This window comes from Streptomyces sp. NBC_00335, assembly GCF_036127095.1.
Taxonomy (GTDB): domain Bacteria; phylum Actinomycetota; class Actinomycetes; order Streptomycetales; family Streptomycetaceae; genus Streptomyces.
Genome location: NZ_CP108006.1, coordinates 673,536 through 689,179, shown reverse-complemented (window position 1 = coordinate 689,179; position 15,644 = coordinate 673,536). Strand labels below are relative to the sequence as shown.

14 protein-coding genes are annotated in these 15,644 nt (G+C 71.7%); 8 read left to right on the top strand and 6 right to left on the bottom strand.

Annotated features, from left to right (window positions below; genetic code table 11):
* Window positions 1-18 precede the first annotated feature (18 nt).
* Complete coding sequence (locus tag OHA37_RS03060; RefSeq protein ID WP_243332231.1) at window positions 19-705, bottom strand: GNAT family N-acetyltransferase; 687 nt, start codon at window positions 703-705, stop codon at window positions 19-21.
* Window positions 706-845: 140 nt separating this feature from the next.
* On the opposite strand from OHA37_RS03060, the gene OHA37_RS03055 reads away from it, so the two are divergent.
* A complete protein-coding gene (locus tag OHA37_RS03055) occupies window positions 846-1,652 on the top strand; it encodes an alpha/beta fold hydrolase (protein WP_266902168.1) in 807 nt (268 codons plus the stop codon).
* A 112-nt stretch (window positions 1,653-1,764) separates the two neighbouring features.
* Here OHA37_RS03055 and OHA37_RS03050 read toward each other — a convergent pair whose 3' ends face one another.
* Complete coding sequence (locus OHA37_RS03050) at window positions 1,765-2,532, bottom strand: GntR family transcriptional regulator (RefSeq protein ID WP_266902166.1); 768 nt, start codon at window positions 2,530-2,532, stop codon at window positions 1,765-1,767.
* A gap of 208 nt (window positions 2,533-2,740) precedes the next feature.
* Here OHA37_RS03050 and OHA37_RS03045 point away from each other — a divergent pair, with 208 nt between their 5' ends.
* From OHA37_RS03045 to OHA37_RS03030, 4 genes are all read left to right on the top strand, one after another.
* Window positions 2,741-3,994, top strand: a complete 1,254-nt coding sequence (locus tag OHA37_RS03045; protein WP_266902164.1) for a PTS transporter subunit EIIC — start codon at window positions 2,741-2,743, stop codon at window positions 3,992-3,994.
* Between the two features lie 147 nt (window positions 3,995-4,141).
* The gene (locus OHA37_RS03040; RefSeq protein WP_266902162.1) at window positions 4,142-5,194 is read left to right on the top strand and encodes an SIS domain-containing protein; all 1,053 of its coding nucleotides are present in this window, start codon (window positions 4,142-4,144) and stop codon (window positions 5,192-5,194) included.
* 147 nt (window positions 5,195-5,341) lie between these two features.
* A complete protein-coding gene (locus OHA37_RS03035; RefSeq protein WP_266902160.1) occupies window positions 5,342-5,890 on the top strand; it encodes a hypothetical protein in 549 nt (182 codons plus the stop codon).
* A 1-nt stretch (window position 5,891) separates the two neighbouring features.
* On the top strand, window positions 5,892-6,572 hold the full coding sequence (locus OHA37_RS03030; protein ID WP_443046102.1) for a (2Fe-2S)-binding protein: 681 nt from the start codon (window positions 5,892-5,894) through the stop codon (window positions 6,570-6,572).
* A gap of 85 nt (window positions 6,573-6,657) precedes the next feature.
* On the opposite strand, the gene OHA37_RS03025 is transcribed toward OHA37_RS03030, so the two are convergent.
* Both OHA37_RS03025 and OHA37_RS03020 read right to left on the bottom strand, forming a co-directional pair.
* On the bottom strand, window positions 6,658-8,463 hold the full coding sequence (locus OHA37_RS03025) for a S8 family peptidase (RefSeq protein ID WP_266902158.1): 1,806 nt from the start codon (window positions 8,461-8,463) through the stop codon (window positions 6,658-6,660).
* Between the two features lie 228 nt (window positions 8,464-8,691).
* Window positions 8,692-10,044, bottom strand: coding sequence for a cation:dicarboxylate symporter family transporter (locus OHA37_RS03020; protein WP_266902156.1), 1,353 nt, complete (start codon window positions 10,042-10,044; stop codon window positions 8,692-8,694).
* Between the two features lie 127 nt (window positions 10,045-10,171).
* Between OHA37_RS03020 and OHA37_RS03015 the strand changes: the two genes are divergently transcribed.
* Both OHA37_RS03015 and OHA37_RS03010 read left to right on the top strand, forming a co-directional pair.
* Complete coding sequence (locus OHA37_RS03015; RefSeq protein WP_266902154.1) at window positions 10,172-11,860, top strand: sensor histidine kinase; 1,689 nt, start codon at window positions 10,172-10,174, stop codon at window positions 11,858-11,860.
* A complete protein-coding gene (locus OHA37_RS03010; protein WP_266902152.1) occupies window positions 11,857-12,579 on the top strand; it encodes a response regulator in 723 nt (240 codons plus the stop codon). Before OHA37_RS03015 ends, OHA37_RS03010 begins: the two co-directional genes overlap by 4 nt.
* Here OHA37_RS03010 and melC2 read toward each other — a convergent pair.
* Together melC2 and melC1 are read right to left on the bottom strand one after the other, a co-directional pair.
* Window positions 12,519-13,382, bottom strand: coding sequence for a tyrosinase MelC2 (gene melC2 / locus OHA37_RS03005; protein WP_266902150.1), 864 nt, complete (start codon window positions 13,380-13,382; stop codon window positions 12,519-12,521). The genes OHA37_RS03010 and melC2 overlap by 61 nt on opposite strands.
* The gene (gene melC1, locus OHA37_RS03000) at window positions 13,379-13,792 is read right to left on the bottom strand and encodes an apotyrosinase chaperone MelC1 (protein WP_266902148.1); all 414 of its coding nucleotides are present in this window, start codon (window positions 13,790-13,792) and stop codon (window positions 13,379-13,381) included. The genes melC2 and melC1 overlap by 4 nt, the downstream gene beginning before the upstream one ends.
* A gap of 426 nt (window positions 13,793-14,218) precedes the next feature.
* Here melC1 and OHA37_RS02995 point away from each other — a divergent pair, with 426 nt between their 5' ends.
* The gene (locus OHA37_RS02995; RefSeq protein WP_266902146.1) at window positions 14,219-15,610 is read left to right on the top strand and encodes a glutamate decarboxylase; all 1,392 of its coding nucleotides are present in this window, start codon (window positions 14,219-14,221) and stop codon (window positions 15,608-15,610) included.
* Window positions 15,611-15,644: the final 34 nt, after the last annotated feature.

Here is a 15,644-nt window from a genome sequence, read left to right as displayed (position 1 = left end):
GATTCCGGCGAAGGACCGTTACGCCGGGATGAGCGTCTTGCGGCGCCGCTTGCGCTGCGCCGCGGCCGACAGCCGCAGCTCGATGACCGACCGCACGGTCGGCCACTCCTCGTCGAGGATCGAGTAGAAGGCCGTACTGCGCACGGCGCCGTCCAGGCCCCGCGAATGGGCCCGGCGGACCCCCTCGCTGGTGAACCCGAGCCGCTCCATCGCGGCACGCGAGCGTCCGTTGCGGGCGTCCGCGCGCAGCGAGATCCGCCGGACCCCCCAGGTCTCGAAGGCATGGCGGAGCATGAGCAGCTTCGCCTCGGTGTTGATGCCGGTGCCCTGGGCCGCCGGAGACAGCCAGGTATTGCCGATCTCGGCGGCATCGGGGATCGCCGTCGCCGGATCGCCGAACGGGACGCCCGGCACGGCGGGCCACACCAGGGGCCCCTGCCAGTAGTCGAGTTCCAGGAACCGGGTCGAACCGACCACCCGATCGTCGGTGGCTCTGACCACCGCGAACGGGAGCGATCGACCCGCCGCCTGATCGGCGAGGGCACGGTCGATGTACTCGTGTGACGCCTGCAGCCCGTGGGGTACGGGAGTGAAGGCGTAAGTCGTACGATCCTCGGCCCCGGCCAGGGCCAAGGCCTCGGTGTGGTGGGGGGCGAGGGGCTCAAGCCGCACGGAGCGGCCGGCGAGGAGTACGGGTACGGGCACGGAGCCTTCGGTCCTTCTAGGCGGTGGGGTGGTTGCACAGTCTGCGTCCCTGACGTCGCCCCCCGTGCAAAACACGAGTGAAAGGCAACGGGCTGTCAGGTGAACGCGAGTGGCTCAATGTAGCTCCTTAGACTCCTTTCATGAACCCCCAAATTGGCAATGGCGTGACACTCTTTTTCGAGGACTTGGGTCCCCGTGACGGAGCACCCGTAATCCTGATCCACGGACATCCGTTCAGCCACTCCATGTGGGCTCCCCAGGCGGCGGCGCTGACCACGGCCGGTTACCGAGTGATCACCCCTGACCTGCGGGGATACGGGAAAAGTCCGGTGCTGCCGGGCAAAACGCTGCTCGCGGACTTCGCCGATGATCTGGTTGCTCTGCTCGACCGTCTGGACGTCGAACAGGCGGTCGTCGGCGGTGTGTCCATGGGCGGCCAGATCGCCATGGAGATGAGGCTCGGCCACCCGGGTCGGGTGCGGGCCCTCGTTCTCTCCGACACCTCCTCTCCGCCGGAAACCGAGGACGGCAAAACCTTCCGCCGGAACCTTGCCGAACGGCTCCTCGCGGAGGGAATGAAGCCCTATGCCGACGAGGTCATCGACAAGATGCTCGCGCCGTACAACGTGACCGGTATGCCGGAGGCGGCGGCCAAGGTCACCGGGATGATGTGCGCGACCGCCCCCGAGGGCGCCGCGGCCGCCCTGCGCGGGCGCGCCGAACGGCCCGACTACGCCCCGGTGCTCGCGGCGCTGCCGCCCGAGGTGCCCTGCCTGATCGTGGTCGGCCGGGACGACGTCTACACCCCGGTCTCCGAGGCCGAGTCCCTGCACGCGCTGGTCCCGCACTCGGTGCTCGCCGTGGTGGAGGGGGCCGGGCACCTGCCGGGCGTGGAACAGCCGGAGGCCTTCAACCGGGCGCTGCTGGAGTTCCTCGCGGGAATCTGAACGGCGTCGCGCGCGGCCACCGGGCCCCGGACGGGCGTACGACCGCCCCGGCCGGGGCTTTCGGCTGTCCGAAGGGTGACGAACGGGGCTACCGGGCGCCGGACGCCCGGTGTCAGTCTGTCTGCAGGGTGGTGCGCAGCCGGTAGCGGTCCCCGCTGTACTCCACCGTGGACAGCAGCAGCGGCCGCTGGTCCCTGGTGTACACCGTCTGGTCGAGTACGAGCACCGGCGCGCCCTCGGCGATGCCCAGGTGTCCGGCGAGCTCCCCGTCGGCGTTGCGCGCCTCGATGGTCGCTTCGGCGCGGTCGGGTTCCACGCCCCAGCGGCGCAGTTCTTCGAAGAGGGAGGTCTCGCGGAAGTCCGTACGGGCGAGGTCGGGCGCGAGTTCGGCGACGACCAGGGTCCGGTCGACGGCGATCCGCACGTCGTTGAGCAGCCGGACTCGTTCCAGGCGCAGCAGCGGGGTGCCGGCGGGCACGCCGAGGCGGTCGGCGTCGTCCAGGGACGCGGTGACGGTGTCGTGGCGCAGGACCACCGAGCTGGCGCGCATGTGCTTGCGCCGCGCGGTGGCGGTGAAGGACTCCAGGTCCTTGGGCCATTCGCGGGCGGGCGTGGGTGCCACCGGTGCCGCAACGAACCAGCCGCGCCCGTGGGACGCGGTGACCAGTCCCTGATCGACGAGGTGGGCGAGCGCGCGGCGCAGGGTGACGCGGGAGACGTCCAGCCGGGTGCACAGCTCGCGCTCGGGCGGCAGCTTGCTGCCCTCGGACAGTCCGCGACGGGCGATCTCCTCGCGGATCCGGTCCGCGGCCTGGGTCCACAGGGGGTCGGCCGCACGGGCGGTCGAGGCGGTGGCGGCGATGGCAGCGTCGTCGGTCATGGCTCGAACCATACCACTTGCTACCACTTTGCCTCACTGTCGGCCGCGGGGCGGCGGGGATTCATCGGGGGGCCGTCGGGACCCGCCCGGGACTTACGACCCGACCTTGATATTTTATTAAAGACCACAAGAGACCACTGTTGACCAATCCAAAACCACTGGTTACCTTCGAGTCGTCCCCACCACCCCGCTCGACGAGGAGCACCAGATGAGTACGGCCACCGCCGCGGTCACACCGGCCGCCGGAAAGAAGCCGGGCCGGATCATGCCGGTCATGCAGCGCATCGGCCGCAGCCTGATGCTGCCCGTGGCCACGCTGCCGGCGGCCGCCCTGCTGACCCGCCTCGGCGGAGCCGACCTGCTGGGCCGCGAGAACTTCCCGATGATCGTCCAGAAGCTCGCGATGGTCCTGGCGGCGGCCGGTGACACCGTCTTCGCCAACCTGCCGCTGCTCTTCGCGGTCGGCGTGGCCATCGGCTTCGCCAAGAAGTCGGACGGCTCCACCGCGCTGGCGGCCGTGGTCGGCTATCTGGTCTTCAAGGCCGTACTCGCCAGCCCCGCCTTCCCCAAGGGCGTGGACGGCGAGCCCCTCGACGCCAAGGTCCTCGGCGGCATCGTGATGGGCCTGGTCGCGGCCCTCCTCTACCAGCGCTTCAGCCGGACCAAGCTGCCCGAGTGGCTCGGCTTCTTCGGCGGCCGCCGGCTCGTGCCCATCCTCAGCGCCTTCGCGGGCGTCGGCATGGGAGTGGTATTCGGAGTGGTCTGGCCGACCGTCGGCGGCTGGTTCTTCCACTTCGGCGAGTGGCTCGTCGGCACCGGCGCCTGGGGCGCGGGCCTCTTCGGCCTCGTCGTCCGGGCCCTCATCCCGATCGGGATGCACCACTTCTTCTCGGTCTTCCCCTGGTTCGAGGCGGGCAGCTTCGTCAACCCGGCCACCGGCACCGAGGTGCACGGAGACATCGCCCGCTTCCTCGCCGGCGACCCGACCGCGGGCCAGTTCATGACCGGCGGCTTCCCGATCTACATGTTCGCGCTCCCGGCCGCAGCCATGGCCATCGCGCACACCGCACGCCCCGAGAACCGGACCATGGTCAAGGGCATGATGATCTCCGTCGCCCTGACCTCCTTCGTCACCGGCGTGACCGAGCCCATCGAGTTCGCCTTCATGTTCGTGGCCCCGCTGCTCTACGCGATCCACGCCTTCCTCTTCGGCGTCTCGATGGCCGTCTGCTACGCCCTCGGCATCCGCGACGGCTTCGGCTTCTCCTCCGGTGCCATCGACTACATCGTGAACTTCGGCATCGCGACCAAGCCCTGGCTGCTCATCCCGATAGGCCTGGCCTTCGCCGCCATCTACTACGTGCTCTTCCGCTGGGCGATCGTGAAGTTCGACCTCCCGACCCCGGGCCGCGAACGCGACGAGGACGGCAACCCGCTCTCCAAGACCGAGGCCTCCCTCTGAGCCCGAGCCGGTAACCCGACCGGCCCGCCCGGGCCGCCCGACCAGGCCCCGCTCCGCCCGCCCGCCCCGTACGATCGCCCGCCCCCTCCGCCCGCCCGAGCCGGCGGGGGCGGGCGACCCCAGACTTCGCTAAGGACCCCCCCCACCATGTCCGGATCCCGCATCACGTTCCTCGAAGGCCAGGCCGACCAGGGCGCAGCCCTCGCCCGGATCGCCGACCGCGTCCGTACCCAGCTCGCCTCCCCGGAACTCGCCGGGCTGCGCGCCGCCGAACGCCCCCTGTTCACCGGCATCGGAGCCTCGTACGCCGCCCTCGCCGTGCCCGTGCAACAGCTCCGCGAGGCCGGGATCGTCACCCAGCGCGTGCTGTCCAGCGAGATCGAGACCGGCACCGACGGCTTCGACACCGACTGCCTGATCGCCGTCTCCCAGGGCGGCCGCAGCTCCGAGACCATCGCCGCCTTCGAGTGCGCCGCCCCCGGCATCACGAAGACCGCGCTCCTGAACGTGGTCCCCTCGCCGCTCGGCGACCTCGCCGACCTCACCGTGGACCTCGGCAACGAGCCCGACTCGTACGCCTCGACCATCGGCTACACCGGCACCATCGTCGCCCTCGACCTGATCGCCGGGGCCGTCGCGGGCCGCGAGGGCGACCCGTGGGGCGAGATCGCCGAGCAGACCACCGCGATCCACTCGCAGGCCACCGCGATCGTGGCGGGCCTGCGGAAGCGCGGCGCCCGCTGCATCGCCTCCGACGGTGTGGCGGCCGGGGCCTCCCGGGCCTCCGCCGAGGAAGGTGCGCTGCTGCTGCGCGAGGTGGTGCGGATGACCGCGGCGCACTCGGCCACCCGCAACTACCTGCACGGCGAGATGGAGTCGGCGGGCAACACCCTGCACCTCGTCTACGGCGACGGCCGCGAGATCGAGCTGGCCCGCTCGCTGGCGGGCGCCGGACACCTCACCCTGCTGATGACCACGGCCGAGGCGGAGCCGGCGGACAGCCTGTCGGTCCTGCGCCTGCCCGAGGTCGCGGACGCGGTCCGGGTGGTCCTGGAGACCGTGGTCCTGCAGGAGCTCGTCGCCCAGCTCAGCGCCGAGCGGGACGTCCCGATCGAGTCCTTCGTCTTCGCCAACGACGACACCAAGCAGGGCGGCCTCGACATGTCCGACTTCGAGGTCGCGGCCTTCACCCAGGCCTGACCCGCGGCCGCAGGCAACCGGCCACCGACTCCACGGCCCGCGGATCCCCGGATTCCGCGGGCTGTGGCACGTGCGGTCCGTTTCTCGGTGCACCCCGCGCCGCTCCCCGGCGCGGGACGTGCACGGGCGGCCTGGGATCATGCGGGAATGGATCCCTTGTCGTCCGACCTAGTCCGCCTCGCCGCCACCGGCCGGTTCGGAGACTTCTTCGTCGGTGCCCGGTTGCCCGATCTCATCGCGGCGAAGGGCAAGCCCGAGTGGTCGGGGCGGGTCGAGGACAAGCGCCGCTGGCCGCACTGGTTCTGTTACGGCGGTCTGGAGATCGTCTTCTGCCGGTGCCGCCTGCTGGACCGGATGTTCGTACCCGTCTGGCGCGACGGGCTGGAGATCCCGGGGGCGGGCCGCGAACCGGGCTACACCGTCACCACGCCGGTCACCGAGTCGCGGTTCACCGATGCCCTCACCGCCGCCGGGATCGCCTGGCGCACGCAGTGGTCGCCGACGCTGCCGGACCAGCGCACGCTCCTGACCGACCCGGTACCCGGCATCGTCGCCGACTTCGTCTTCGTCGCGCCCGACGACGAGGATCCGGTCACGGCGGACTGGCCGCTGGAGAAGGCGGGCACGTACGGCCTGAACCACGGCGCCTGTCCGGAGCCGGACCCGGACCTGCCCGACGACGGCTTCGGAGCCTGAGGTGGACGGCGTACTGCGGCAGCTTCGATCCGTAGGCCCCTTCTTCACCGTGGCGTACGGGAAGGAACCGCCCGGCCCCGGCTTCCGGCCGCTCGACGAGCTCTACGGGGAACACCTCGGTGCCTACGTCGGCGAAGTCGGCCGGCGGATCGGGAGCGGACCCGGCCGCGTGGCGGCTTCGACCGCGCAGTTCGGGATCGCCTCGCGGCTCTGGTCGCTCGGGCTCGGCTGCGCCGTGCTCTCCGGGCGGGTGCCGGACCTCGGACCCGGCCGCCTGCGGTGGCGGCTGCCCGGCGAGGGCTCGCTGGAGCTGTGGCTGCCCGAGCCCGCCGAACTCCCCGCGGAAACCCCGGCGAAGGCCTTGGCGGACACCGTGCTCGCCAACCTCGCGGTGCTCGACACGGCGCTGCGCGAGCGGTTCGGCGTCTCGCCGCAGGTGCTGCGCGGCAACGCGGCCTCGGGGCTGGTCGGCGCCGTCCGGGTGCTCACGGACCGGGTACCGGGCGAGGCGGCGGCGCTGCTGGCCGCCGGACTCCTCGCCGACGGCGGCCCGCTCGGCGGGACCGGCGCCTTCGTCCACGAACCCGGGCTCGGGGTGGCCTTCGTGCGCCGCAGCTGCTGCCTGTACTACAAGGTGCCCGGCGGCGGCCTCTGCGGGGACTGCGTACTGCGGACCAAGTGAGCGGCGAGGGGCCATCGGGGCGCGGCGTACCGCTCCCCGATGGCCCCCGTGGCGCCACTGATCAGAAGGCCGCGGGGCCCGGAGATCAGAAGGTCAGGTTCCAGGCATCGATCTTGCCGGTGTCCTGGCTGGCGTTGTCGTTCACGCGCAGCGTCCAGACACCGTTGGCGACCTCGGAGGAGGCGTTGACGGTGAAGGTCTGGACGATGTTGTCCGCGCTGCCGCCGGCCCGGTTGCTCAGGACGTAGACCGAACCGTCCGGAGCCACGAGGTCGACCTTGAGGTCACCGATGTAGGTGTGCTTGATGTCCACGCCCACCTTGAGGGTGGCCGGCGCGTTGCCGGTCACTCCGCTGACGGTGATGGCGCTGTTCACGGTCGCGTTGTCGTTGATCGTGACATCGGTGAGGTTCTCGAAGTACTTGCCGGGGGGCGGGGTCGAGCCGCCGACCGCCTTCAGCGCGTCGACCTGGCCCTCGCCGAAGAACCCGTTGTTGGCCGTGGTGCCCTTGCAGCGGGCGTCCGACGGGCAGGCGGTGTCGTTGGCCTGGGTGGCCAGCGCGGTGCGGATCTGCGCCGGGGTGAAGGTCGGGTTGGCGCTGGCGATGAGCGCCGCGACGCCCGCGACGTGCGGGGTGGCCATCGACGTGCCGCTCTTGGTGCTGTAACCACCGCCCGGAGCGGTCGAGTAGACGTTGCTGCCGGGAGCCGCGACGTCGATGACGCCCTGGCCGAAGTTGGAGAACGAGGCCTTGGTGACACCGGTGCCGTTGGCCGCGACCGTGACCACGCCCGGGAGCTCGGTCGGGATGTCGAGGCAGGCGTTGGTGATGGTCCGGGTGGTCGGCGTCGAGTCGTTGGGGCTCGCCGAGTCCGTGGTCTTGTTGGCCAGGTCGTAGTTCTCGTTGCCCGCCGCCGCGACCTGGAGCGAGCCCTTGCTCTCCGCGTACTCCTGGGCGCGCTTGACGCCCTCGATGATCGCGGCCTGGTCGATGTTGTCCGGGCAGTTGAACTGCCACGGGTCCGTGTAATAGCTGTTGTTGGTGACCTTGAAGCCGTGGTCACCGGACCACACGAAGGCACAGATGGTGTTCTCGGCGAAGAAGAGCGAGGTGCCCGGCTCGGCCACGCGCACCGAGGAGATCTTCACGCCGGGGGCGACGCCGACGACGCCCTTGCCGTTCTTGGCGGCGGCCACGCTGCCGGCCACGTGCGTGCCGTGGGTGTCCACGTCGCGCCAGGCGCCGACGCGGGTGTCCGCCTTGCCGTAGGCGCAGGAGGCGGAGTCCGCGGCGTTGAAGTTCGGCGCCAGGTCCTGGTGCTGGTCATCGACGCCGGTGTCCAGGATGCCGACCTTGACGGAGGCCGAGCCGGTGGTCACGGCCCAGGCCTGGTCGGCCTTGATCTGGGTCATGTCGACGCGCGCGGGCTCGCCCGCGGGGGTCGTCGACTGGGACGGGTTGGCGGGCAGTGCCGGGTTGTAGGCGTCGGCCGGTACGTCCGAGGTGCGCGTCGCGCCGACCTTCTGGACCCCGCTGACCCCGCGCATGGTCGCGGCGAAGGTCGAGGAGGTCGAGTGGGCGACGATCACGCCGATCTGGTCGTAGTACGAGAAGACCGTGCCGCCGTTCGCCGTGACGGCGGAACGGACCGCGGAGCTGTCACCGGCGGCGGTGATCACCACGTAGGCGCGGGTGCCGGCAGCCCAGGTCGCACTCTGGGAAGTCGGCGCCGGGGCCTGTGCCTTGGCGGGGGCGGAGGTGCCGGGAATGCCGGCCGGGGAGACGGGCGCCGTGCCGGCGAGCGCGGCCGGTGCCCCGAGGACCAGGGCGCCCAGGGCGGCCGCCAGTACGAGGGTGCGTCGAGGTCGGCTGGATATGTGGGGTATCAATGCGTCCTCCGAAGACGGTCCGGCGGTGCGGGTGGCACCTACCGGTCCGTACGAAACGAGTGGTGGACGCAAGATGTCAGAAGCGTGCCCCGATATGGAAGTACCTTTTACAGCTAGACGGTTCATCCGATCTTGGCTGAAAAATGACTCCCGCCCGACGTGTCGGGTCCGGCCGGGCTGGGCACCGTGGGGGCGAGCCCTGCCCGGCCGGTCCGCGGGGCGTCCCCGTCAGGCGGGGACGCCGTCCTTGGCGCCGTCCGGCTGGGCCGGTACGGCCGTGGCCTGCTCGTGTCCGTCGTCGGTGAGCGTGCTCTCGTCGAACGGCAGTCGCCCGGCCAGGACTTCGGTGGCCCGGACCCGGTCGAACTCCTTGGTCCAGGTGCCGATCAGCACGGTCGCGATCGCGTTGCCCGCGAAGTTCGTCAGCGCCCTCGCCTCGCTCATGAACCGGTCGATGCCCACGATCAGGCCGACGCCGTCGACGAGTTCAGGCCGGTGCGACTGGAGTCCTCCGGCCAGTGTGGCCAGTCCCGCACCCGTCACCCCGGCCGCGCCCTTCGAGGCCACGATCATGAACAGCAGCAGGGAGATCTGCTCGCCCAGCGCCAGGGGCTTGCCCATCGCCTCCGCGACGAAGAGCGAGGACATCGTCAGATAGATCGCGGTCCCGTCCAGGTTGAAGGAGTAGCCCGTGGGGACCGTGATGCCGACGACCGGCCGCGAGACGCCGACGTGTTCCATCTTCGCGATCAGCCGGGGCAGCGCCGACTCCGAGGAGGAGGTCGACAGGATCAGCAGGAACTCCCGGCCCAGGTAGCGCAGCAGGGCGAAGACGCTGATGCCCGTACACAGGCGCAGCAGCGTGCCCAGGACCACGAAGACGAAGAGCAGGCAGGTCGTGTAGAAGCCGATCATGATGACCGCGAGGGACTTCAGCGCGTCCATTCCGGTCGCCCCGACCACCGCCGCGATCGCTCCGAACGCGCCCACCGGCGCTGCCCACATGATCATCGCGAGCACCCGGAACACCAGCTTCTGCACGTGCCCGATCCCGCGCAGCACCGGTTCGCCCGCCGCGCCCATGGCCTGGAGCGCGAACCCGCAGAGCAGCGCCACCAGCAGCGTCTGCAGCACCTCGCCCCCGGTGAAGGCCGACACCAGCGTGGTGGGGATGATCCCCAGCAGGAACTCCGGCGTGCTTTCGGCGCCGCCCGCCTTGGCCTGCGCCTCGCCCGCGCTCCGGGCCGCCTCGGTCAGGTGCAGCCCGCTGCCCGGCTCCAGCAGGTTGCCCACGAGCAGCCCGATGGCCAGCGCCACCGTGGACATCACCATGAAGTAGCCGAGCGCCAGCCCGCCCACCGCGCCGACCTTGGCGGCCTTGCGCACCGAGCCGATGCCCAGCACGATCGTGCAGAAGATGACCGGCGAGATCATCATCTTGATGAGGTTGACGAAGCCGGTGCCCAGCGGCTTGAGCTCCACGGCGGTGCCGGGTGCGGCGAACCCGACGGCGATGCCGAGCAGCACCGCGCCGATCACCGCGATGTACAGATAATGCGTCTTGTCGCGCCTGGCGGCCACGATGCCTCCCGGTAGTGCCCTTCGCCTCCCCGATGGCGAAGGCGTCCCGGGAGGACCATGGCCCGCCGCTGTGACCCCGGTCACCCTTGCGTTCATTGAGTTCACGCCCCGGTGCACACTGAGCGCCATGTTCCGCTTCCTCCGGCCGCCGCGCAGCCTCGCCGGTCAGCTCTTCGCCATGCAGGTGGTGCTGGTCGCCGCGGTCGTCGCCGGCTGCGCCGTCTTCGCGTACGCGACCGCCCGCGACCAGGCCGAGGAGGCCGCCCGGCGCCAGGCCGGGGCGGTGGCCCGCGCGGTCGCGGACGCCCCGTCCGTACGGGACGCGGCGCGCGCGCCGCGGCAGGAGGGTGCGCGTGCAGCGGGAGGGGAGCCCGTCCCCGAAGCCGTACGGGGCAACGGGCGCGGGGCCGGCGCCCCCGGCGGGCCCACCGCCGCCCTGCAGCCCTATGCGGAGCGGGTTCGCGTCGACGCGGGCGTGGACTTCGTGACGATCATGGCTCCGGACGGACGGCGCTGGACCCACCCCGACCCGATGCGGATCGGTGAACGCTTCCTCGGCAACACCGCCCCCGCCCTGCGGGGCGAGACCTTCAGCGAGACCTACACCGGCACCCTCGGCCCGTCCATCCGCGTGGTCACCCCGATCACCGACGACGGCCGGGTCGTCGGCATGGTCGCCGCCGGCATCACCGTCCGCGCGGTCAGCGCCCGCCTCGCCGAGCGGCTCTCCGCCCTCGCCTGGATGGCCGGCGGCGCCCTCGCCCTCGGAGGGGCGGGTACGTACGTCGTCAATGCCCGGCTCCGCCGCCACACCCACGGGATGAACGCGGCCGAGCTGAGCCGGATGTACGACTACCACCAGGCCGCCCTGCACGGGGTCCGCGAAGGGCTCCTGATGCTCGACGGCCGGCGCAGGATCACCCTCGTCAACGACGCGGGCCGCGAACTCCTCGGCCTGCACGGGGAGGTCAAGGGCGCCGGCATCGCCGACCTCGGCCTGCCCGCCCCGCTCACCGGGGCACTGCTCGCGGACCGGCCCCGGGTGGACGAGGTCCACCTGACCGCGGACCGGATGCTCGTGCTCAACAGCGCGCCCGTCGCAGGCGGCGGCCGCCGGGGTACCGTGATCACCCTGCGCGACCACACCGAACTGCTGTCACTGACGGGAGAGTTGGATCAGGAGCGCGGATTCACCCGGGCGCTGCGCGCGCAGGCCCACGAGGCGGCCAACCGGCTGCACACCGTGGTCTCCCTCATCGAACTCGGGCGCAGCACGGAAGCCGTGGACTTCGCCACCGCCGAACTGTCCCTCGCCCAGGCGCTGACCGACGAGGTGATCGCCGCCGTCGGCGAGCCCGTGCTCGTCGCCCTGCTGCTCGGCAAGGCCGCGCAGGCCCACGAGCGGGGGATCGAGCTGGTCATGACCCCGGACAGCGGAGCCATCGGCGCCGGGCCCGGCGGGCCGCCCGCCCGGGACCTCGTCACCGTCCTCGGGAACCTCGTCGACAACGCCGTCGACGCCCTCACCGGCGTGCCCGGGGGCCGGATCTCGGTCACCATCCGCCCCGACGGACCGGTCGGCCCCCACGGGCAGGGGATGCTGATCGGCGTGGCGGACAACGGCCCCGGACTTCCCGAAGGCGCGGACGTGTTCCGGCGCGGCTGGTCGGGCAAGGGGGAGGGGCGGGGCCTGGGCCTCGCACTGGTGCGGCAGGTGGCCCACCGGCACGGCGGCAGTGCGGACGCCGATCAACTGCCGGACGGGGGCGCGCGGTTCACCGTACGGCTGCCGGCGCGCGGGGAGGGGGACGCATGAGCGCGCCCGAGGTGCGGGTCCTCGTCGTGGAGGACGATCCGGTGGCCGCCGACGCGCACGCGCTGTACGTAGGGCGGGTGCCCGGCTTCACCGCCGTCGCGGTCGTCCACTCCCTCGCCGAGGCCACCCGCGTCCTGGAGCGGACCCGGATCGACCTCCTGCTGCTCGACCTGACCCTGCCCGACGGCCACGGGCTGCGCTTCGCGCGCGGCCTGCGGGCCGCGGGCCACCCCGCCGACGTGATCGTGGTGACCTCGGCGCGGGACCTGGGGGTGGTCCGCGAGAGCGTTTCCCTCGGGGTGGTGCAGTACGTGCTGAAGCCCTTCGCCTTCCCCACCCTGCGCGAACGGCTCCTGCGCTACGCCGAGTTCCGCGCGACGGCGGCGGGGGAGGCGGCCGGCCAGGACGATGTGGACCGCGCGATGGCGGCCCTGCGCTCACCCCGGCCGGCGGAACTCCCCAAGGGGATCGGCGGCCCGACCCTGGACCGGGTCGCCGCGCTGCTGCGGGCGGCCCCCGAAGGGCTGACCGCGGGCGGGACGGCCGAGGCGGCCGGGATCTCCCGGATCACCGCCCGCCGGTACCTGGAGCACCTGGTGGACACCGGCCGTGCGGACCGCACCCCCCGGTACGGCCAGGTCGGCCGCCCCGAACTGCACTACCGCTGGCTGGCGGCGGCCCCGGCCGGGGCGGGCACCGGCTCGGTGTCGAAGGTGTAGAACTTCCGGTGGTCCAGCATGTCGGCCGGGGTCACGTCGTTCCAGGGCCGCATCGTGTCGTTGAGGTCCACGACGTTCGGGGTGCCGGCGGCGGGCAGGTACGGCGACTGCGGGTGCAGCGCCTGCCAGTCGGCCCACAGCTTGTCGATGAAGGCGTGGTGCATCCAGAACACCGGGTCGTTGGGGGAGACCCCGGTGGCCATCTGGCCGCCCACCCACACGTGCACCCGGTTGTGCAGGTTGGCCCCGCGCCAGCCCTCCAGGTGGTTGCGGAAGCCGCCGGAGGAGCTGTTCCAGGGCGCCGCGTCGTAGACCGGCATGGCGAGGACGGAGTCCACCTCGGCCCTGGTCGGCAGCTGGGCCACGCCGGTGCCGAGCGCGCGCCGCAGGTAGGAGCGTCCGTCCACCCGTACGGCTATCTCCCACTTGCCCGTCGCGTACGCGAACGGTCCGTCGAGGACCTGCCCGTCGCGCGCCCGTCCGGTGCCGCCGAGGAAGTCGGCGGCCCAGAGGGAGGAGCGGGCGGTCCGGTCGGCCGTCCAGTCCCAGTACGGAAGGGCGACTGCCGGATCAACCGCCTGTAGCGCCGCCTCGAACTCCAGCAGAAACCGGCGGTGCCAGGGCAGGAAGGAGGGGGAGCGGTGGCCCACCCGGTCGCCGGAGTCGGTGTCGCCCATGATGAAGCCGTTGTGCGTGGTGACGAAGCGGTCGTAGCGGCCGGTCCGCTTCAGTTCGAGGAGCGCCGCGACGAACGCCCGCTTCTCCTCGGGGGTGAGCGAGGCCTGGTTCTTGCGGATGGTCATCGCATGCCGCCCATCGGGACGAGGGAGGCGCCCTGGAGCTCGCGCACGGCGGCGCGGGCGAGCGGGAGCGGGCCGGAGAAGGTCTCGTAGTGGTTGACGACGCTGATCCAGCTGCCGTCGGCGTTGCGCATCACGTGCAGTTCGCGGCCGTCTATGAGCACGGTCGGCTGGCCGGGGGCCTGGTGGCCGCCGTGGTGGCCGCCGTGGTCGTCCCCGCCCGAGGCGGGGACTATGCGGATGCGGCGGCCCTGGTAGACCTCGTCGACGGTGCCCGCGGGGGTGGTGGGTGCTGCGGGTGCGGCGGGGCGGGACCGGGTGACGGCCGCGTGCGCGGTGGCGCCGGCGAGGCCGAGGACGGTGAGTGCGCCGGCAGTGGTGCCTAAGGCCTGTCGGCGGGTGATCTTGTTCATGGCCCGAAGAGGTATCAGGGCGCGGAGAACGGAGGGCTGCTATCCGGACATGCGCGGATAAGTCACCTGTTGAACCTGTTGGATGATCTTCCCGTCCGGACCGACTCCAGCGGCCCGGACGGGAAGACCTATGTAAAAAAGCTTAACTGACGGGAAATCCTGCGGCTGCTCGGGGTGGCTATGGGAGGGATCACACCGCAGAGTCGGCCGGAAGCCGCAGCCGGAACCGCCCTCCGGGGCCCGGTTCGGGCGGCCGGGGCCTCCGGGTTGGCGGTCGTTGCGGACGCTCGTGAGGCTCCCCCGGGCGGCTGTCCACCCTCGGGGGCACTCCTTCACCTTCCCTGCACCTTCTCCGCGCCTTTCCTTAAGTATTCGGAAGACCGCTTAAGTGCGATCTGTCCGGTTCTAGGCCGTTATAGTCCCGATATGGCTCTCCATGAGACGAAGGACCTGCGTGCCCGCGACGCCGAGACGGACGTGTTCGCGTCCGCCCTCAGCGGCGAGATCCTCCCCAAGTACCGGATGCCCGAAGACCACTCGCCCTCCGAGGTGGTCTACGAGCTCCTCCACAACGAGCTGCTCCTCGACGGCAACGCCGCCCAGAACCTGGCCACCTTCTGCACCACCTGGTCGGACGACGGGGTCCACCGGCTGATGAACGAGTGCCTCGACAAGAACATGATCGACAAGGACGAGTACCCGCAGACGGCCGAGATCGAGGCCCGCTGCGTCAACATCCTGGCCGATCTGTGGAACGCCCCGGCCGGCACCACCGGCACCGGCTGCTCCACCACCGGATCCAGCGAGGCCGCGATGCTCGGCGGCCTCGCCCTCAAGTGGCGCTGGCGCGAGCGCCGCCGAGCCGCCGGACTGCCCACCGACAGGCCGAACCTGGTGTGCGGGCCGGTCCAGGTCTGCTGGGAGAAGTTCGCCCGGTACTTCGACGTCGAGCTCCGCCAGCTCCCCCTGGAGCCAGGAGCCACCGGCCTGCGCCCCGAGCAGCTCGCCGCCCACGTCGACGAGAACACCATCGGCGTCGTCGCCATCCTCGGCGTCACCTACACCTGCGTCTACGAGCCCGTCGCCGAGATCGCCGCCGAACTCGACCGGATCCAGGCCGAGCACGGCTGGGACGTGCCGATCCACGTGGACGCCGCCAGCGGCGGCTTCGTGGCCCCCTTCCTCCACCCCGACGTGGTCTGGGACTTCCGGCTGCCGCGCGTGGCCTCCGTCAACACCTCCGGCCACAAGTACGGCCTCGCCCCGCTGGGCGTCGGCTGGATCGTCTGGCGCACCGCCGACCTGCTCCCGGCCGACCTCGTCTTCTCCGTGGACTACCTCGGCGGGGACATGCCCACCTTCGCCCTCAACTTCTCCCGGCCGGGCGGCGAGATCATCGCCCAGTACTACCTGTTCCTGCGCCTGGGCCGGGGCGGCTACCGCCGGGTGCAGCAGGCCTGCGCCGACACCGCCCAGTACCTGGCCCGCGAGATCGAGACCATCGGCCCCTTCACCCTCCTCTACGACGGCCAGGGCGCACTGCCCGCCGTCTCCTACCGGCTCACCGATCCGCAGGGTGCGGGCTTCACCCTCTACGACCTCTCCGACCGGCTGCGGATGCGCGGCTGGCAGGTGCCCTCGTACCCGCTGCCCGCCGAGCGGGACGACACGGTCATCCAGCGGGTCCTGATCCGGCACGGGGTGACCCGGGACCAGATCGCGCTGCTCGTCTCCGACCTGCGCCTCGCCGTGGAGCACCTCATCGCGCACCCGCAGCCCGTGCCCGCGGCCCCGCCCCGGTCCGGCTTCCACCACTGACGCGGCCCCCGGGCCCGCCCGCGAGCGGGCCCGG